Source organism: Novipirellula artificiosorum, from assembly GCF_007860135.1.
Lineage (GTDB): Bacteria > Planctomycetota > Planctomycetia > Pirellulales > Pirellulaceae > Novipirellula_A > Novipirellula_A artificiosorum.
Genome location: NZ_SJPV01000001.1, coordinates 1,153,588 through 1,173,302, shown reverse-complemented (window position 1 = coordinate 1,173,302; position 19,715 = coordinate 1,153,588). Strand labels below are relative to the sequence as shown.

Below are 19,715 nucleotides of genomic sequence, written 5' to 3'. Positions count from 1 at the left end.
GCTAAAGAGCCACCGCTGGGCATCACGGGGATGCGTCGCAGCGCCCCTTCTGATGGATCACTCATGCACCTAAGAAAGAAACCCATGACCAAGAAGAACGTTTTGTTTCTCTGTACCGGAAATTCGTGCCGCAGCCAAATGGCCGAAGGCTGGGCAAAACACTTTCACGGTGACACCATCGAAGCGTACTCGGCGGGCATTGAAACTCACGGCATGAACCCGCATGCGATTGCCATGATGAAAGAAGCTGGCGTGGACATTTCAAGCCAATCATCCAAGCTGGCCGACTCGCTCAGTAAAGTGCCTCTCGACCTGGTCATCACCGTATGCGGTCATGCGGACGAAAATTGCCCTTCGTTTCTAACCAAGGCCAAACGGGTTCACGTCGGCTTCGATGATCCACCTCGACTCGCTAAAGAAGCCGCCAGTGAAAAAGAAGCGTTCGACGCCTACCGACGAGTCCGTGACGAGATTCGCGATTTCATTCGCGACCGACTGCCCGACTTGCTCCCGTAATTTTGCCGAGAAGGATCGTTGCTGGATGGCAATTTTGCGGTCCATCCAGGTTTATTGTGGGTAAGTGTCTCCAGGGGATTTTCAGTGGCATGACTCCCGGGACCAGACTGAGAAGCGGGCACGAAGCACCATGTAGAGAACGGCTTCCCTTTGCCTTTGACGGAAAGATCTCCAAATTGACCGTACGCCTCAAGTAAGTCCGGACAAAGCCAGCATTTGCCACAGAATGAAGTCCCGAATCATCCGGGCTAGATCACTCGGACTCGAATCTTGGTGGCGCTGTCATTTTTCATCTCAAGCACTTCGCAAACAGCCCCATCCAGTTCAATCACGTCGCCCTGTGTAAGAATTTTTTGCCGAACGTCCGTCAACAGCCCAGCGATCGTATCGGTCTCGCTGGACTCATCCAAAGCAAGTTTCAATCGCGAGCGAACCTCATCGAGCGGTGTTGAACCGACCACCAAATACGATCCTGATTCCTCCGGTACGATGTGCGGGTCCGCAATATCAAACTCGTCGTCAACCTCACCTACGATTCGTTCCAGCACATTCTCGAGGGTCACCATGCCCGTGATGGTTCCGTATTCGTCGATGACGAAGGCCATCAATTGATGAGTGGCTTGAAAGTGGCGAAGCACTCGGCTGATCGGCATGGTCTCTGGCAGCTTCTTGGGTGGCCGCATGATGGTGCGGACGTCAAAGTCGCTTACATCGGTGGGGACGTTCAAGAGATCCTTGATATGAACCACACCAAGCACGCGGTCCAACGAGCCGTCGCAAACGGGGTAGCGTGTGTGCATCGTTTGCCGCACCAGTTCGCGGAAGTCGCTGATCGATTGATTGACATCAAAAAATGCGACCTCGCCCCGCGGCAACATGACACGACGAACGATCAAGTCGTCAAACTCGAAAACATTATTGATCAGTGAGTGTTCGTTGCGAGTAAGGTTGCCGTGGATATGAGCCTCTCGCAACAGGGCTCGAATTTCTTCTTCCGTATTGATGCTGTGGTGATCCGACGCACCCTGGATCCCAACCAATCGAAGCAGAAATGAAGTGACGAGATTGAGGACCTTCAGAAACGGGTACAGAACGACGTAGGAGAATTTCAGGGGCAAGGCACACCAGAGCAGCATTTGTTCGGGTCGACGTATCGCGAAGATCTTTGGGAACTGCTCGCCCACCACCAAGTGCAATCCCGTGATCACGGTAAAGGCAACAGCAAAACCCAAGACATGGATGACGCGATCATCGGAAATACCAACCCAGCCCAGCACCGGTTCCACTAGGGCCGCAAACGCGGGTTCGCCGACCCAGCCGAGTGCGAGTGACGCCATGGTGATGCCCAACTGGCAGGCGGACAACGATTCGTCAAGTCGTTTCGCGAGCCACTTTGCGGTCCCGGCGAATGCCTGGCCGTCTTTGTGGAGTTGTTCGATCCGAGAGATACGAACTTTGACCAACGCGAATTCCGCGGCAACGAAGAAGCCATTTAGAATAATCAGGGCAACAGCAAGCCCTAGGTAAATCAGTGTCATGAGGGGTGTCCGGTGAAAGTCGGTACAAGGAAAAGACGCCAGAAAAACCGGACCGTCTTTTCGCGAACACTACCATAACACTGCAGAACGAAAACGACACTATGGCACCGATCCGGTCGCGGCCAACTTAGGGAATCTTCCCATCCATGGAACAAGATCCGATTCTAAGTCGGTGTTTCCGTGGGCGGTGATGCGGCTGGCAGCGGCTCAGCGGCGTTTCGAAGCAGATCGTGGATGTATTGCATTTTCACCACAACAGGCGACACGAGGATCTCCGGGACATAGTCAATCAGCCCCATCGCCCGATTCATCTCGTTTAGCAAGACCCCAAGCTTGATATAGTGGCTGACCATCTCAGCGAGTTCGGTTTGAACAGGATTGCAGCTCGGGGAGATATTCATATTCATCGCGGTATCAAGAACGCTCACCATATCCAAGTAGGTCGCGAAGGTCTCGGCAAAATCTTCCCACGGATGCATTGCGGCGTAACCACTCACAAAGCTCGATTGCCAATTCGCAACGGGCCCCTTCTTGTAGTATTTACTTTGACACTCCGCATAAGTCGGGTTCTCGTGATCACCAAAAACCGCCTTAAACTCGCTCTCGGCTTTACCCTTGACCAGCATCTCCCAATAGTAGTGAGCGATTTCATGGCGAAAGTGACCGATCACCGTTCGATGGGCTTCCTGAAAAAGCACTCGCGCCTTTTCTCGCTCCACCGTATCGGCTTCGCGCAAATTGATCGTGATCTTGCCATCGGCGTGCCCGGTAAAAACTCGTTCCTCTTTGCCTAGGGACCACCACCACTGGTCCGGCTTCCCCACGGCATCCGCTTTGAAATCGAAATTGAGCCGTGGCAAAACGCCGTCCGACTTTTTTCCGTATGGCAGACGGAGAAGATCCAGCGTGTAAAGCAATCTGCGTTTTGCCTCTTCGAGCCGCTTCCACATCTCACGATTGCCAGCAACCGTCAAGTCAGGGATCGTGTCGTTGAAGTCGCAATAATCGCACAAGCCCTCGGGTCGCTCCGCCTCGGATGACACAGGAACACAGTGATTGCATACATGATGCTCCGAGTAGTTGCTGCATTTCATTAGCAGTACATTGCAGTCGCTGTTACCGCAACGACGATGCCCATCTTTTTCCAGCCTCAGCGATGTCATGCGAGTGCAGGACGGACACCACCCCAGTTCACTGCCGCAGCAAACGCAGCGAGTGTTCTCGTAAAAGATCGTATTGCCACACTCGCAAACGAAAGTCTTCATGCTCAAGATCCATTCCGATAGTTTCACGGCCCACGAATGGGCCGAGCGCCTGTACAACCGAGGAATGGATCCGCGTGATCAGTGAGCCGGCGAATGGCCATTCTTCGTCAGGTTCTAACCGAAGCAACGCATCTCGCCCAGCCCGCGCATCAGAACTTCCCTCGATCGCGGTAGATCACCCGCAGCCACGGTTGAGAAGACTTAAATACTGGCGTTGTCGCTGGAAGCTTTGGTAGACTGATCGCATGAATCCAACACTGGAATCCTCCGCGTTCCTTTGTGCGGAAGCAAGTCGATTCATAAAGAAAGGCACAAGTGACCTTCCATTGCACGACCTAGTTCGAGGCGAGTCAGACGTTCATGATGCATCAACCGATCACGATCACTTCAGCGGAAATCATCGACATTCGTGTGCCCACCTCGGATCAACGTCTTGGTTCCGACCCATTTCACAAGCAACCCGACTATTCGTCCGCGGTACTTCACTTGGAAACGAACGCGGGGCTTCGAGGTGTATCGGTCGTGTTCACGGTGGGTGCCGGCACGGACTGGATTTGCCACGGGATTCGGGATCTATGCCAATTGATCGTCGGAACAAGCCTTGACGATTTCGCGACGGCACCGATCAAACTCTATCGGCGTCTAATCGATCACCACCAATTGCGGTGGTTGCACGATGGAGTCTTTCGGATGGCCTCCGGCGCAATTGTCAACGCAATGTTCGACCTTTGGGCTAAGTCTGTGGACAAACCGCTGTGGAAGCTACTGATTGATCTCGAACCCGAGTTCGTGGCCGACTGCATCGACTGGAGAAACATCAGCGATGTCCTGACTCGCGAGGAAGCAATTGCAATCCTTCAAGAACGTCAATCAAGCCTGCAGCAACGTGAATCGGAAATGTCGACACGCGGCCCCAAGGCATACTGCACCGCTGGATGGTTGGGGCTGAGCGATGACGAGATACTCGCGACGATTCGTAAACTTCAAGCCCATGGCTTCGACTCGTTCAAGCTAAAAGTAGGGCGTGATTCCGAAGAAGACGTCCAACGGATTCGCTTCATGCGAGACGCGATCGGCAGCGAGTGCAAGTTGATGGTAGATGCCAATCAATACTGGGGCCTTGCCGACGCTAAACGACACATTGAACGATACCGTCCATTCGGGCTGACGTGGATTGAAGAACCGATCGCCCGTGACGATGTACTCGGCTATATCGAGCTCGCAGCAGCCTTCGCTGATGCGGACTTCGGTTTCGCCTGTGGCGAACAGGCAGCTTCGCCGGTTATCTTCAAACAACTGCTTCAGAGCAGAGCGATCCAATACTGTCAAATTGACGCGGTCCGAGTTGCCGGGGTGAACGACGTGATGGCGATTGTCCTGATGGCTGCGAAGTACGGTGTTCCCGTATGTCCACATGGCGGAGGCATCGCCCTTTGCAACATGATTCAGCACTACGGCTTGTGGGATCAGATCGCCGTTGCGGGCCACTCCGATACGCAGCTTGTGGAGTACATCGACTTCTTGCAGGAAGCCGTCGAGCATCCGGTCGAGGTGCACAACGGATGCTACGCAACGCCAACGGCGCCGGGCTGGGGCTTAGAGTTCGTTCCAGACTTTATCCAGCGACATCGGTTTCCCGACGGCGACGTTTGGAGAACACGCGATGCAACGCGAAAGGGCGCGGCTTTTGAAGTCCCAGACGAAACGAGCCATGATTGACATCCGTCGTCCCGCCATTGGATTAGGGAATGCAAACTGCAAGCCCGAGCTTGCTTCGTAACGTTCGATGTCCATGTTGGCAGAATCCAAACCGTCCGTTGGCTGCGTGGACCAATAGAATGGGTGTGACTTCGAATCAGAACGGGGGCGCTCGCGGCGGAGGATCTTACTATTGGTAATCAAATTGCAGGGTCAACTGCGCAGTACGGTTCGAGACACCGCGAATCCAGCAAGCTGAGAATTCGGGTGCGAACTTGTGGATCGCCTCGGTTCGGGGGGGGACTACGATTTTTCGATAGTCGACCCACAGGCCTGTTCCGTCCAGATCCACTTGCAAAGTCACCGTGACGGCTTGCTCGGAATCGTGTGAGAGGCGCGCGGTCTTTTGGTCGTAGCCTTTCATCAGGTAAGGATCCGACGGGACCCCGCTTTTGACAGCTGTGTTTAACCATGGACCTCCATGGCCGATGGGTTTGCCGAGTTTCCAGAGGTCGTCGATTCCGCCAAACCAGAGGGCTGTATTGTGCTTGTCGTCGCGGAAGATGTGACCATCGTTTGTGGCGTCGGGTCGGATTCCAGACAGGACAAGCAAACCGTTCCACGAGCAATAGTCGGTGATCTGCTTCGAGTGGCTTGATACGGGGCGGATCAGATTCCATGCGGGTGGCGCCCCGTTGGTGACCAGGGGAACTTCGTAAAACGTACCGTGGATGTTGGCGAGATGACGTTCGGACTCGACTTCCCGAGACGCTCGTGGCCACCCAGAGGCGAAGGGCTTGTCATAGAGGGCATCTCCTTTGGGGAGTCGCAGCCTTTTCCCTTGATCTTCCAGAATCACCGACGCTTCGTCAACGGAAAACTCGGGTTTGACGGAAAGCAGTTTGGCGAGTTTCGCGTCGTTCTGATCGGCAACAAACACAAAGTCAGCCTTGGTGAAATCGAAGAAACGATTATCGTCGGTGATGACTCGCAAATTCCGATTGCGTTTCGCCGGATAGAGCGAACCGCTCAAAGCCTCGTCGCCAACGTCAGCAAGACCTGCGAACAAAGCTTGGTTCCGTGCTGTGTCGCCGTCTACAAATTGACTTGTCGTTTGATGCAGAATGGCCGTCGCTACACAGTCGCGGTCCACGCTCAGTCGCAACCACACGGCATCAAGATCGTTTGGAAGCACCTTTCCAACATATCCGTCTGAAGCCAACGCGATCGTCTCGAAGTCGGTCCAGACCCCGTTGCCTTTCCGATCGACTTGCAGCTTGACATGAACGGTCGTTGGGTTTGCTAGGCTCGGCACCTTTACAGACAGTGGCTTCGTAACGGATGCATTCCCAACGGGCGTGATCGAATCCAAGGAGCCGTCGTTGAATTTGACAAACGCCATGTGTGGCGTGCCAAAAGCACCCTTGGAGTGCTCGACCGAATTGCTCGGCACCGAGACGTTTCCAGCAGCGCATTGACAAACATAGATGGGATCTTCGACATTCTTGCCCCAAGTCAACGACAGGTCCGTCCGCTTCCATACCGGCGGCAGTGACGATTTGCCTCGCCCATCAACGGCAAGGTAAACCGTCGCGGGCTCGCTGAGATTGAATCCAAAGCCTGCCGCTGGCTGGTGCCAGTCACCGCGAGGAATCGTGACACGCGGTAGCGCCGCAAGTGCATCGGGCAGGTTCGTAATCGGCAATTGATCGGTGGCCCTCCGAACCACTTCCGCGACGGGCCTCAACGGCCCCAACGCAAGGTGCAAGATGCGTCGATCGAAGCCAGCAACCAGGAACGGGTCGGAAGGTGTATGGGCCGTGACCATGTCCTCCATCCACGGTCCGCCGTAACCGCTGGCCGGTCCCCATTCCCTCAGGTCGCCGTCGTTGCCGAACCACAGGTTGCTCTGTGGTTGACCGGCGAGCGGATTGCCCTGAATGCTGGTTTCGTCGGTTGCCAAAACCAGTCGACCATTCCAACCACAGAAGTCGGGAACGTAACGCAAGTGGCTACCGATCGGCTTGATACCTGCCGAGTTGGTGCTGGAAAACGTCTTTGGGAAATCGAAGAACATCCCATGCATGTCCATCATCCAACGGCCATCGGTGATCTCGCGTATCCGCGGCCACTCGGTGTACCAACCGTGAGTGGCATCGTTGCAGTAGGCGGCCTTGGGTAGGAGGTAAGTGTGCCACCGGCCGTCTTCCAGCAGCTTGAAGCGAAGACTGCGGCGGTCCCAACCCATTGACCAGATCGGATCGTTTCCGTCACTTCCACCCGATATTCCGTTTGGCCCGGTCACCTCCGTAAACTGCCGCCGCTCGACGATCCGCCACTGATCTCCGTCCCATTCGGCAAGCACGCCCCTTTCTTCGTCGTCTTTCGCTTCACCTCCGACAAGGACATCCTTGTACGTGCCGACGTGCAATTCACCGTTATTGGAAACCACCAGCCGACCCTGCGAGGTGTAGGCTCCCTTGCCATGCCAGCCGGGAACCGGCTTCTTGAAAAGCCGATTCACCGCCAGCGTATGCACGTTGGCTTCCCAGATCGAACCTTCCATGTCGATGTAGTAAACCGAATTGGCAGGATCGTTGAGGTGCCGAGCCATCGCGGTGACTCGAATCGGCATGTCTGCGGGTTGAATCGTCCGGACGTTGCCCTCGGCGTCAATGATGTGATGGCCAATCAGTAACTGGTTGGATTCTTTGTGGATCATTCTGCCGGCCGGAGTCCCTCCCACGCTCTCGGGATGAACCTTCATTGGCTTGGAGAAGTCCGCTTCGATGGAATAGAGTTTGTGCTCGCTTCCTTTGGGCATATGCGGCGCGTAGTTGACCATCCACAACTTGCCTGCCCACGGAACCACCGCGCCGATACCACATTCGTTGTGTCCGTCTTTGCCGTGAGCACCATTCTGGCTGTAGACACCGTAGGTCGTCAGATGAGGATAGACACCACTGATGAACAAGTCGGTTCGCGGCGAACGAGGCGGTTGGTCCGGGATCTGCAACACGCCGTGTTGCGCTAGGGATTTCGTGCGTGGTGTTAAGTTCGTTGTCGCCGCGATCACTTCGCGCTGTTCTGCCAGATCTCTGCTCAGACGCGTCAACACCGCCCTATTCTTCGGATGATCTGCGACATTCGTCTGCTCGATTGAGTCAGAATCCAGATCATACAACTCATGGAATACATCACCGTCCGTGAGATCGGTGCGAACGTACTTCCATTTTGCATCCCGGATAGCCCACAGCGGCTGGCTGCCGAGCTGAGGCGTGGGGGCCTCATACAGAAAGCTCTTTCGCCAATCGTCGGGCGTTTTCGCGAGAACAATCGGCAGCAGACTTCGCCCATGCTGTGACTTTGGCACCGGAAGCCCGGCGAGTTCATAGATTGTCGCAGTCAAATCGATGTTCAACACGATGTCATCGACAACCTGAGATGGCGTCTTCGGGCCAGCGATCGCCATCGGGACTCGCATCGACTCTTCGTACGGCAATACCTTACTGGTCATTCCATGCTCGCCGAGAAACCAACCATTATCGCCCATGAACAGTATCCATGTCTTGTCGCGAAGGGACAATCGGTCGAGTTCGTCAAGCAATCGACCAACGGCTTGGTCCATTTGCTCAACGCTCGCATAGTAATCGCGAGTATGTGCACGAACGTTCGCCGAAATCGTGTCCCAACGCTGATCGTCGGTCAGGATAAAAACAATATTGGGACGAACCAACGTCGTGGTCGCCGATTTCGCTTTCGATGGGTCAGCGACGGCCGTGCTGGGCATCGCTCCAACGGCAAGGATGCCGGCGACTGCAAATGCCAACCAAACGTGTCGAGTGTTCTTACAAGATTCGATGAGTTTTCCGTGGATCTGCATTTCTAAACTCGATGGATTGTCTGCACTTCACTCCCACGCTCTGAGGTCGCGAAATCTGGCTTCACCCACCCTTTCGAAGGTCGTGCAGTTCTTAAGCTGTGACTGCTGCAGTGTTAGGTATCCAACCACCCCTGCCCGCGCAGCGGTCGTGCAGTTCTTAGGCTGTGACTGCTGCAGTGTTAGGTATCCAACCACCCCTGCCCGCGCAGCGGGAGGGGTCGAGCGCAGCGAGGGGGAGGGCCGGTATAGAACAAGGCTGGAATTTCGTGCTGTAATCGCAGCCCGTTTGAGCAAAGAGCCATCTTACTTCGGAGCAATCCCTAAATGCACCGTCTGTGCAGCGCCGCCTACTTGAGCGTCTTTTACAACGATCGTTTGGGGTGCATCCTTGCCGGCTTTGATGTTGAAGGTCTTGCCATGTGGCGCTCCGGGGACAAACGATTTTCCGTTAACTCGAACGGTGTAGAGGATCTCACCGCTATCGGAATCGATGAGCTGTACAACGGGGGAATCCACGTCAAAGGTTAGCTCTCCGAGCTTTCCCCAAGAGGGCGGATTGTAGTTGTCGAATTGCGAGATGGTGCGTGGCCATCCGGCGTACTGCTTGGCGGACGGATCGGTCACGTCAACATTACGCGGCCAGCATTCCATCGTGATCTGCCGAGTGATTGTGTTCAGACGAACGATACCAAACCCAGCCGCACGCGTGTTCAGGAGGTTACCAGCAGGCTTTTTATCGGGGTTGGCCGCAGCGTAGTTGGTGACTTTGTTGCCGAAACCGTCAACAAGATCCCCCGTGTATTCGGGGCTGCCAGGTTCCCGGTTCTGTCCTGGTTCCAGCGGTTCCCACCAGCGCAGATAGAGATTCGCGATGGAGGGAACGCAAAACGACCAGATGGCATCACGGTGTTCGTCAACGCCATGGTGGAAGATCGTTGCCAGATGTTGATCGCCAGCATAGTGGAAGGCAAAACCTTTACGGAGCGACATCAACGCTTGGTTTCGTCCCGTCTGTGGCCAACCGTTGGAATCCATGTCAGCATGCAATCGACCGTTGGCTCCACCGTGAATGTGTGCCCCGCCGCAGAAGATCGTTTGCGAAAGAGCAACCTTGATCTTTGCATTCTGCCAGTCTTGGGCCCAGTCATTCAAGAAATCCAGTTGTCGCTGTCCAAGCAGGACCGCACCCTCAACATCAACGCTGGCAGGATCGTATTCTGGGTTGAGAATATGGTCGGGCCGCGGTCCCTGTTTGGGAACTCGGCCGGCTGGGCCCGTTTTGAATTTACGGTCTTCCAAGACGGCAAAATCGATGTTGCCCCAATTCAAGTTGGTGAAATAGACACCAATGCCTTGACCAATTTTCCGTGGATCCACCGGATCGGGCAAATGGCTCGTCTGGGCGCGTTCGACTTCTTGGACATAGACCCCAGGCTGGGAGTAGCCACCGTCTGCGGCGCCGCTGAGCGTCGAGATCTTTCCGCTTTCGCCCCACAGATTGGGTTGTCCTACGTCGTGGTCATCGGGCAGACAAAGGGTCGGGCGGTCTTTGATGATATCGCCAAAGTCGCGTCCAAATTTCAGCCAAGCCGCATAATGCCGATTGTGGTCGTAAACTTGATCACCCGAGAAAAACAGCACATCGGCATCCACCTTATTCACGTTGTCAATCAGGTCCTGGCGCGAGATATCGCCGCCGTGGACGGGTTGAATCGAGTTGCCGGTAAATCCGACGACAACGATCTCGTCCTTGTCCACGGGGTTCTTGCGGACGACGCCTTCATATTTGGCTTCGGTTCCATGCAAAACACGGTAGGGATGCGTTTCGGTGTCGTTCCAGTTTTCGACTCGAAACGGTGCAGTCCAGCCCTGTTCAATCACCGTCGTTCGGGCAACTTCGACCCACTTGCCGTCTTGCTGTATTTCCAAGCGAACGATTCTGGGATCGCTGGGTTCAAGTGGATAAAGCTGGGCGGTGAGCTTGAGCGTGTTGTCGTGAACGGTGTAGAGTGCAAAACAAATAATTTCGCTGCTTTCGACCTTGGGGATTGTCAAATCCGCACGGGCGGGTCGTTTCTGCCCATTCTGCTGAGCCAGCAACGGAGAACCGAGAAAGAGCAACCCCAGGAAGCATAGCGTGGCACGGCCACAAGCAACACGAGCGACCGCTCGAATCGCGTTTGCCGGCTCTCTTCGGTCGCAAGGGTCGTGTCGTGATAACATCCAATTCAGCGATAATTGCAACAGATCAGGTTGTTTGTCTTTTTGCAGATTCATTCGTTTGCCTATCGATCGGAGTGAGTTGTCTCTAGTGTACAGGAGCGGTAGGTGATTGGCTGCCTTCGGGAGCAACCGGACGGTCAGACACGCCAGAATCTTGTTGAGAATGTGGGCAAAACTCTGGGGATTCCGTGGGACGCGGTTTCCGCCATATTAACAACAAATAGAGCGGGATGAGGAAATGGGGAGCCCGGAGTACTGCCTCGTGCAAAAATTGATCAGCCCCCCAGTAATTGAGCCCCCAGGACATGCCGGCAACCGGTCGGGCGATCGAGGTCAAGAAACCCCAGACCGTGGCGTATAAAGCACTCGCACGACGCAGATAGGGAATGAAGATTCCGATGCAAATCAAAAAGTCGAGAACACCAACGGCTCGCAGATGGGCTTGCGCCGTTGGATAATCGAGCCCAAGGATCACGGACGTCATGGCATAGTAATTCCCAGGCGTCGGCCATAACCCAAGTGCGTAACTGCCATGACCAGCGAAGGTCATGATCAATGCGATGATCGCAGTGATCACCGTGATCCGGTGGCGAACCCCAAGGGCGAGTGCCATGACGAGCAGAATCGGAATCAGCATCTGGCCACCATGTTCGACAAACATCGGTAGCTGGCGTTGCGAGCCAACATATTTGGCATAGCAGAGTAACGTAAGCAGTCCGCTACCAAGTACCAACCCTGACATTTGAATCCAGGACTTCTTGCGGACCGTCACGGTCAACACCGTGCACGCTAGGTACAGCCACCAAATCCTGGAGATCCATTTCTGTACGAAGCCATCGTTGGCACCTGATCCGACGAATTCATCCCAGCTGATGCCAAATTGGGTTGCAAGTTCATAGGTGGAATCTTGCCAAACAAGGACGCCATAGGGGCCTTCCCAATAAAAATGTACCCAAGTCCATCCGGCAAAGCAGAGAAACGCACCGAGACGAAGGCAGACGATCGGCAGGTTGTGTTGACTCGATTCGTTCACGTTTGGCCTGAGAGGTGCGCAGTCATTCGGATCGTCGCGGCCTATTCTATTCCGAGCAACCTCCCTTGCAAAGCAAAGGCTACGGTCTCACCTCGGTTTGCACCGAATCGCTGCCGCCTGGACCTCGGCGGCTGACGGCTTCAGCCATCAGCGTGATCGCCTGGGGTTGGTTGCTTCGCAGAACCAGGTCGTACTCCACCGATTCACCAGGCCGCATCGATCGTATCTCAGCCAGGTAGACCTTGCCAGCCTTCATTTCGTACTGACCACCTGCGGGGCTGCGACGCTGAGCGATGCTGTCGATCGTTACCCCGGGGGGCAACAGAAAGCTGAGGCTCACTTCGCCATCCACCTCATTCGAATCGTTCGTGACGCGAAGGGTGTATCGAATCGGTTGGCCAACCGCGACCGGATTGTCTCGTCCAAACAGCTCCACCTGGATCTGGCCTGACCCGCTTCGAGTCATTGCCGGTGGTGTACTTGATGGCGGCATTCCTGGTGGAGGCACATTCGACGGTGGCAGCGTTCCCGGCCCACCAGGAATGGTCGGCGGTGGCAATGCAGGCGGCAAGGTCGGTGGCGGTCCGGTTTGCGGGGCAGCCACGGGGGGGGGGCCAGCGACAATGGCGAACGCCAAGTCCGTTTGCGCAGTGGTTCCGTCGCGACTGGTCGCCGACAACCTTGCTCGAGATTGAGGATTTGTTGCTACCGCACGGAACTGAGCCTCCAAGACCTTGGGTTGTCCAGGATCCAGCGTTGGTAGATTCCACTGAATCAGCGATTGCCCCGGCCTTGGCTGATCCGCACCGACAGTGGCACCCGCCAATTGCAACTGCGGATCGTAAACCAACACGACTTGCGTGTCCTCCAGAACCACTTCGCCCGTATTGGTAACGTAGGCGCGGATCATCACCAAGTCACCTGCCTTAACCCGATCACGGCCGTCGAGCCGTACGGTCAATGCAGGCGCCGGTGGCACCGGATTGATCACGGTCACACAGGCGTCGGTCGAATCACGCTGACCGCCATCGGCTAACCCTTCGAAATTGACGCATCGTCGCCCCGCTCGCGTGGGAACGTAGGTAACGTTGGTGGTCCACGATTGCCCCGGTTGTAGCGGTCCGTCGGTCTTATCATTGCCAACATCGCGAGTTCCGTTCTCGTGGTGCACCATTCCTTCATCGCCAAATGCTCTCAGCTTCACGTTCGCCAGCGGTCGATCCCCCCTATTCTTCACCGCGATCTCGAACGTGACCTCTTTCCCAGCCTCATAGCGTTCTTGCTGTGCGGCTGCGGTGATTTCGAGCGACGGCCGGTACACATCGACGCGAACCGTATCTTCGGACAACAAGCCGGCGTCTGCTCTCGCTTGGAATGTCAGATTCATCGTTGATTGCGCCACGACGGTCATCGACATATCGAGTTGCATTTGAGCTGGAAGGTCTCCCACTTCCCATACGACCGCGTTGGGTAACACCTGTGCCTGCAGATTCGCTCCAATCACGCGAGTTCCGGGAGGCAGCGCCACACTAACGCGAACGTTGGTCGCCGGTTGGTCGCCAGGATTGGAAACATTGGCGACGACTTCAAACGGTACATCGAAACTTGCAACGGCTGGGGCTCCGGCACGCATCAAGAGTTGCGGTGAACTCCACGTGACCGTGGTGCTGCCTCGACCGAGTGTCATCGTCGGCATGTTGTCCGAATCTCCGCCGGGACGGATCACCTGAATATCGATCATCGCGGTACCACTGGTCCCCGGATTGGGGATCAACTCCGCTGGCGCGTCGCCGGAATCATCCACGTTCACTTCGACAACCGACGATCCACCGGTCCCCGCAAACGTTGCCAGCTCAGGCTGTTGAATCTCATAGCGCACCTTCCAACCTCGCGCTGGTAAGGTACCTTCGGCGCGAGTCACCCGTGTGTTCAGCGCGACCGGGTTTCCCTTGATTTCTCGTTGTGGACTTGGGAATAGCCAACGCGCATCGATCCAGTAGATCGTCGCTGTCGCTTTGCGTTGATCCCAGCATTCGCTCTCGGACGCCAATACGGTCACCCGACTGGTCCCCTCGGTTGGACTACTGAGAGACAACCAGGTTTGTCCCTTTTCAAGCTTCACGTCGTCCTTGGGGTCCAGGTTGCCTCGCGTAATGTAGCTTCGTTTGGTACTGGTCACTCCAATGGCATAGGATGGATCATGCTTTTCAGCCTTCCTGATTCCCGCCAACCGATGAACCAGTCCAGGATCGTCGTTGCCAACCTGGATGAATGTGCCAACACTTTCGGGTGTGAGCATCCATTCGAGCGGTTGCCCCATTTGCAGGTAACCGTCTGTTCCACAGATGCCTGACAGCAGAATGACTTCGCCGCCGACTGGGGCAACGATTTTCTGAGGTGACAACAAGATGCAACCGCGTTCTCCGGATTCTGGTAAACAGGCGGGTTCGGTTTGTCCGATCTCGGCTCCATACAATACAGCCGGTGGACCATTGGGACATGAATCACCGCAAGCCGGTCCCGGCACACAAGGTTCATCGTTGACCGCGGCGCCCCCCATGGTCGCTGGAGCCGCGACCGGACCAGGGCATTCCGGTGGCGGAACAGGTTCGGGGAACGCAGGGTCCGGAACCCCAGAAAACGGTTTGCAAAGGCATCCCAGGCAACCAAAACCGCCAAGGCAACCCAAGCACGTGCAACGGCTTCGCGTTGCCGGAGCAGGCAGACCGGTGGCACCGGGAGCAGCCAAGACATTCACGCCAGGCGAATCGTTGCAGACACACGAACCGCCTAAGCAGGACGGCAATAAACAAGACCCAATTCCGCGCAAACCGCCCAAGCAGCAGCAACCTTGCCCCGACGTGCATGGCGGTGCTAACGCGGTGTAAGCTGGACACGGCGCAAACAAACAAGTCCCGCTAGGATCAATCGCTGGCAATCGCAAGCGGCCGCAACCACTCGACAGCACCACCAGCAGCAACATCGCAACGCCCAGAAGTCGCCCAGCTGGCAAATTCCGTTGCGACGTTGGCTCGCTTCGTGCTGTGTTTCGGTTCATTGGACTCGTCAGGCGACCGAGTTCAACTGAACCCGACGCCCATTGCGTGGTGATGAATTCCTAAGGGGACAGACTTTGTCCAAGGAACCCTAGCACGCAATGGGGGACGATGATGCCGAAAAACAACATGAGATGTTGCCTAAACGCCACAAGTTGCCGAAGAGTTTGAGGTCTTTAACGGTTACAACACCACCTCATGCAGACGCGACCGTTACTTCAGCTTGTCACGGAACTCGATGTTTGTCTTACGGACCTTGTTGCGCACCACCATCTGGCAATAGCCCGCATTTGGGTTTCGCCGGTAATAGTCCTGGTGATACTCCTCGGCCGGATAAAAGACGGTGGCCGGCTCCAACTTGGTCACAATCGGTCGATTGAATTCGCCCGATTGATTCAGCTTTTCGATGTACTTCTCCGCAATCTGCTTCTGCTCCTGATTGTGATAAAAGATACCGCTGCGGTACTGAGTCCCTGTGTCAGGCCCTTGGCGGTTCAGCGTCGTCGGATCGTGCGTCTTGAAAAAGATCTCCAAAATCTCTTCGAACGTCCGCTTCGACGGATCAAAGTGCACTTCGACGGCCTCGGCATGACCCGTTCGACCCGTGCAAACTTGCGTATAGTTTGGATTGACCACCTGACCACCGATGTAACCGGAGACGACGTCACCCACACCATCGATTCGCTCGTAGACGGCCTCGGTGCACCAAAAGCAACCTCCCGCCAAGGTTGCGACGGCTTCGGCAGGCTTGGTGGATTCAGTCAAAGGGGATTCTCCGGATTGGGGCTCATTTGCGGTGCAACTCGTTGATGTCAGCACGCAGCAGGTGGCGACCGACAACAAGATGCCATAAGTTAATTGGCCAAACCCTTTGGGTGGCGACGCAGAGAAAAGTATTTCCACGGTACGGTTGCCCTCGATTGTGTTTGTTCATTTTCGCGATGGTTGGATCGACAATTCATCTTAGGCACTCGTCGAGGGTTTGGGAAACGCCCTGGGCCGTGGCAGCGACGGAAACCCCATACTTAAGCAGCACGAAAAACCTGTCATGCAGTCTTTTTTTGATATTTCTCACACCGTCCAAAGCGACGAGATTGATTCCCAATTGCACGTTCACAACCTGCGATACCTGCAGTGGACGCTTTGGGCCGCCAGCAAGCATTCGGCAGATAGCGGTTGGATTTCGAAGCTAGCCGCCGCCGATGGCTTGGGCTGGGTCGTTAGAAATCACGACATCACGTATCGCGCTGCTGCAGTCGCAGAGGATCAAATCGTGGTGCGAACCTGGGTCAGCGAGATCGAACGCTACGCGGCTCTTCGAAAAACCATTGTCTGCCGCCCGGCCGATCAAACGGTTTTGGCGCGAGTCAAGACACGTTGGGTCTACGTGAATCTATGGGAACACCGGGTGGTCAAGATCCCTGAAAACGTTCGAGAATTGATGATCGTGGCCCCCACACCGCCGATGCCATGGGAGTAGAATACGGTCGCCGATCTTCACCCGATTCCCGATTCGCCAACCCACCTCCCCATCATCATGCACGCTTCCCCCCAAAAAAACACTCGCCGTACGTTTCTTGGGCACGCCGCAGCCGCCAGCACAACGTTTGCCATCCCCACGATCATCCCGGCATCCGCACTCGGTCGTGATTCCGCTGTCGCTCCAAGCGAAAAACTGACGCTTGGCGTGATTGGCATTGGCCCACGATGCACATACGACTTGAAAGCGATGATGGGGCTCAGCGATGTTCAATGTATCGCCATCGCTGACGTTCAACAGTCACGGCGTAACGCGGGAAAGAAGTTGGTGGACGAGCACTATGGCAACACGTCGTGCGAACTGTATCGCGATTTCCGTGAACTGCTCGACCGCAAGGATCTTGACACGGTGATCGTCGCCACGGGCGACCGTTGGCACGCACCAGCGTCGATGATGGCTGCGGAAGCGGGCAAGGACGTCTACAGTGAAAAACCATGTGGATTGACCATCGAGAATTGCCAACAACTTGCGGATACCCTCGATCGCACAGGCCGCATCTTTCAGGCGGGAACTCAGCGGCGAAGTGTGCCGAATTTCCAACATGCGGTTGAGCTGGCACATTCGGGAAAACTTGGAAAATTGCATACGCTGTATGCGTCCGTTTACCAACCTGCCATCGAAACGACCTGGTTACCCGGTCAACCCACGCCTGCTCGCGAGGTTTGCGATTGGAATCTGTGGTTGGGGCCAGCACCGTGGCGGCCTTACAACGAGAAGTACGTTCAGGGCCGATGGCGAGGGTACTATGATTTTGATTCCGGCGCCAAACTACTCGATTGGGGTGCACACACCTTGGATTTGTGCCAGTGGGCAAACCAAGCGGACGACACGATGCCGATCGAGTATGTTCCAAGCGACAAAGGCATCACTTGCCAATACGCCAACGGGGTCAAGTTGGTGCTGGACTTCTTGATCACGCCGTTCGGCCAACGCCCGGGATGGGTGCAAGATCTCGGGACCTGCCCGGTTCGATTCGTGGGAACTTCGGGTTCGGTAGAAACGGGCGACAGCGGTGGCATCGTCATCAAACCGGAATCGCTTACAAACGCGTTGCCGCCACGCACCCAGCGGGTCACGGGGCTCGACGTATCGGCGCACGCCAGGAATTTCTTCGATTGTGTCAAATCACGGCAACCGACAGCCGCGAACCAAACCGTGATGCGGCGATCCCACATCGCCTGTCACGCCGCCGCGCTGTCTTGGATGCTAGGACGCACGCTCAAGCTTGACCCGAACACGGAAACCTTCCTTGACGATGCCGAAGCAAATGGGCTGCGCACTCGGCCCGCACGGAATCCTTGGGAACACTCGAACGCCTAGTCCACTAGCGAATCTTCAGCACGTAAGCAAAATCGCATGGTTTCTCGCTTGGCAGTTCCACCGTGACCGCTTCATTCGTTCGCGTCCACGTCAATTTCTGATCCGACCCGAGCAATTCGATCGATTCGATCTCACCCGGCCAATCTTCCGCCCCGGCCCGCAGCGTACGGATCACGGCGGTTCCCGTTTCGGGCCATGCCAAGAGCGTTGCATAGACCACGTCGTCCTTGGCCGTGAAACGGACATCTTCCGATGTAAACGGCTTGTCTTTGTTCTCCGACACGTGACCGGTCGATACCGCGGTTGGCCCTTCGCCAAACGTTTTCCAATAGGTCGTATCGTAGATCGATTCACCGTTGATTTTCAGCCAGCCACCGATGGCTTTTAAAATCGCTTGATCTTCGTCGGGAATCGTCCCATCGGCGCGAGGGCCAACGTTCAACAACAAGCAACCGTTCTTCGAAACGATGTCGACCAAATCGTCGACAAGTCGATCAGGCGTTTTGTATTGCTGATCCTTCGTGTATCCCCAAGAACTGCTGCTAACGGCCGTATCGGTTTGCCAAAACGGTTTGCGGATTTCCGCCATTTTCGAGCGTTCTTTGTCCAGCACTGCAGCCTTTTCAGGAAACGCGTTCCATTTGTAATTGATGATCCCAAAATCATCACTGTGTTTTGCTCGTTGGTTGTAATAGTAGGCTGCGAACTTCTTTAGGTGAGGAGCAAATGGGTTTTGGTCATAGGGCAAATCCTGCTTCATCGCGATCCCGAAATCAAACCAAATCAAATCGGGATTGTATTTGTCGACCAACTCACAGGTGCGCGCCAACCAGTCGTCTTTAAACGTGTCGTCCTGAGTCGGATTGCTACCTTTGTAATTGACAGCCTCCTCGCGAAACAGAAACGGCAACGGCCGCCCGTACAAACCGGCGTACTTGAGATCGGCATTGTCATAGTCCTTGCTCCGCAAGTAATACGACCAATTGAATGCGCGGTGGCTGCTAACGCCAAACTTCATGCCTTCGGCGCGAATCGCCTTTTCGAGCTCAGCGATCAAATCCCGCTTCGGCCCCATCTCGCTGGCATCCCACTCCGTAAAACTGCAGTCGTACATCGGGAATCCGTCATGATGCTCGGCAACGGGAACGACGTAGCGAGCTCCCGAGTCCTTGAACAGTTTGCTCCAGGCGGCCGCATCGAACTTTTCGGCCTTGAACATCGGAATGAAGTCTTTGTAACCAAAGCGGGATAGGTCGCCGTACGTTTCCTTGTGATGACGAAATACCTTGCCGGCCCAGCCTTCCTTGTTGATGTACATGTTGCGCGGATACCACTCGCTGCCGTACGCTGGAACGGCATAGACCCCCCAGTGAATGAAGATGCCCAACTTTGCATCCTTGTACCATTGAGGGATCTCATACTCGCTCAGCGAGTCCCATTCGGGTTTGAACGGTCCTTGAGGGAGAGCCTTTTCAATCGCGGCAAGTTTTGGGGCCACCGCGGGCGACAGCGGTTTCGCCGAAACCACATCCTGAGCCTTGGCCGGGGAAAAACAAACAAAAAGCAGAAGGAGGGGAAAAATCACGAGCTGTTTCATTGAATGGACCGGCTGCATCGGGGACTTCGGGAAAATGTTAACAATC

Annotated in this window: 12 protein-coding genes; 4 read left to right on the top strand and 8 right to left on the bottom strand. The window is 55.5% G+C overall.

The genetic code is table 11. From position 1 onward, the window contains the following. Window positions 1-84 precede the first annotated feature (84 nt). Entirely contained in the window at window positions 85-516 is a 432-nt protein-coding gene (locus Poly41_RS04105; protein WP_146524599.1) for an arsenate reductase ArsC, read from the top strand. A gap of 248 nt (window positions 517-764) precedes the next feature. Here the strand turns inward: Poly41_RS04105 and Poly41_RS04100 are convergent, their stop codons facing one another. Next, window positions 765-2,054, bottom strand: coding sequence for a hemolysin family protein (locus Poly41_RS04100; protein WP_146524598.1), 1,290 nt, complete (start codon window positions 2,052-2,054; stop codon window positions 765-767). A 164-nt stretch (window positions 2,055-2,218) separates the two neighbouring features. Further along, window positions 2,219-3,319 (bottom strand): zinc-binding metallopeptidase family protein, encoded by a 1,101-nt coding sequence (locus Poly41_RS04095; RefSeq protein WP_146524597.1) that lies wholly within the window; start codon window positions 3,317-3,319, stop codon window positions 2,219-2,221. 360 nt (window positions 3,320-3,679) lie between these two features. On the opposite strand from Poly41_RS04095, the gene Poly41_RS04090 reads away from it, so the two are divergent. Then, window positions 3,680-5,038 carry an enolase C-terminal domain-like protein gene (locus Poly41_RS04090; RefSeq protein ID WP_146524596.1) on the top strand — a complete coding sequence of 453 codons (1,359 nt, stop codon included), beginning with the start codon at window positions 3,680-3,682 and terminating at the stop codon, window positions 5,036-5,038. Window positions 5,039-5,207: 169 nt separating this feature from the next. Here Poly41_RS04090 and Poly41_RS04085 read toward each other — a convergent pair whose 3' ends face one another. The 5 genes from Poly41_RS04085 to msrA form a co-directional block, all read right to left on the bottom strand. Next, entirely contained in the window at window positions 5,208-8,900 is a 3,693-nt protein-coding gene (locus Poly41_RS04085) for a sulfatase/phosphatase domain-containing protein (RefSeq protein WP_315853707.1), read from the bottom strand. 303 nt (window positions 8,901-9,203) lie between these two features. Continuing rightward, a complete protein-coding gene (locus Poly41_RS04080; protein ID WP_231615382.1) occupies window positions 9,204-11,177 on the bottom strand; it encodes a hypothetical protein in 1,974 nt (657 codons plus the stop codon). Between the two features lie 31 nt (window positions 11,178-11,208). Then, window positions 11,209-12,156 carry a hypothetical protein gene (locus Poly41_RS04075; protein ID WP_197231049.1) on the bottom strand — a complete coding sequence of 316 codons (948 nt, stop codon included), beginning with the start codon at window positions 12,154-12,156 and terminating at the stop codon, window positions 11,209-11,211. A 79-nt stretch (window positions 12,157-12,235) separates the two neighbouring features. Beyond that, window positions 12,236-15,214, bottom strand: a complete 2,979-nt coding sequence (locus Poly41_RS04070) for a DUF11 domain-containing protein (RefSeq protein WP_231615381.1) — start codon at window positions 15,212-15,214, stop codon at window positions 12,236-12,238. A gap of 211 nt (window positions 15,215-15,425) precedes the next feature. Beyond that, the gene (msrA, locus tag Poly41_RS04065; RefSeq protein ID WP_197231048.1) at window positions 15,426-15,977 is read right to left on the bottom strand and encodes a peptide-methionine (S)-S-oxide reductase MsrA; all 552 of its coding nucleotides are present in this window, start codon (window positions 15,975-15,977) and stop codon (window positions 15,426-15,428) included. 283 nt (window positions 15,978-16,260) lie between these two features. Here msrA and Poly41_RS04060 point away from each other — a divergent pair, with 283 nt between their 5' ends. Then, the gene (locus tag Poly41_RS04060) at window positions 16,261-16,692 is read left to right on the top strand and encodes an acyl-CoA thioesterase (protein WP_146524594.1); all 432 of its coding nucleotides are present in this window, start codon (window positions 16,261-16,263) and stop codon (window positions 16,690-16,692) included. 57 nt (window positions 16,693-16,749) lie between these two features. After that, window positions 16,750-18,072 carry a Gfo/Idh/MocA family protein gene (locus Poly41_RS04055; protein ID WP_146524593.1) on the top strand — a complete coding sequence of 441 codons (1,323 nt, stop codon included), beginning with the start codon at window positions 16,750-16,752 and terminating at the stop codon, window positions 18,070-18,072. A 4-nt stretch (window positions 18,073-18,076) separates the two neighbouring features. Here Poly41_RS04055 and Poly41_RS04050 read toward each other — a convergent pair whose 3' ends face one another. Continuing rightward, window positions 18,077-19,669 carry an alpha-L-fucosidase gene (locus Poly41_RS04050; RefSeq protein WP_146524592.1) on the bottom strand — a complete coding sequence of 531 codons (1,593 nt, stop codon included), beginning with the start codon at window positions 19,667-19,669 and terminating at the stop codon, window positions 18,077-18,079. Window positions 19,670-19,715: the final 46 nt, after the last annotated feature.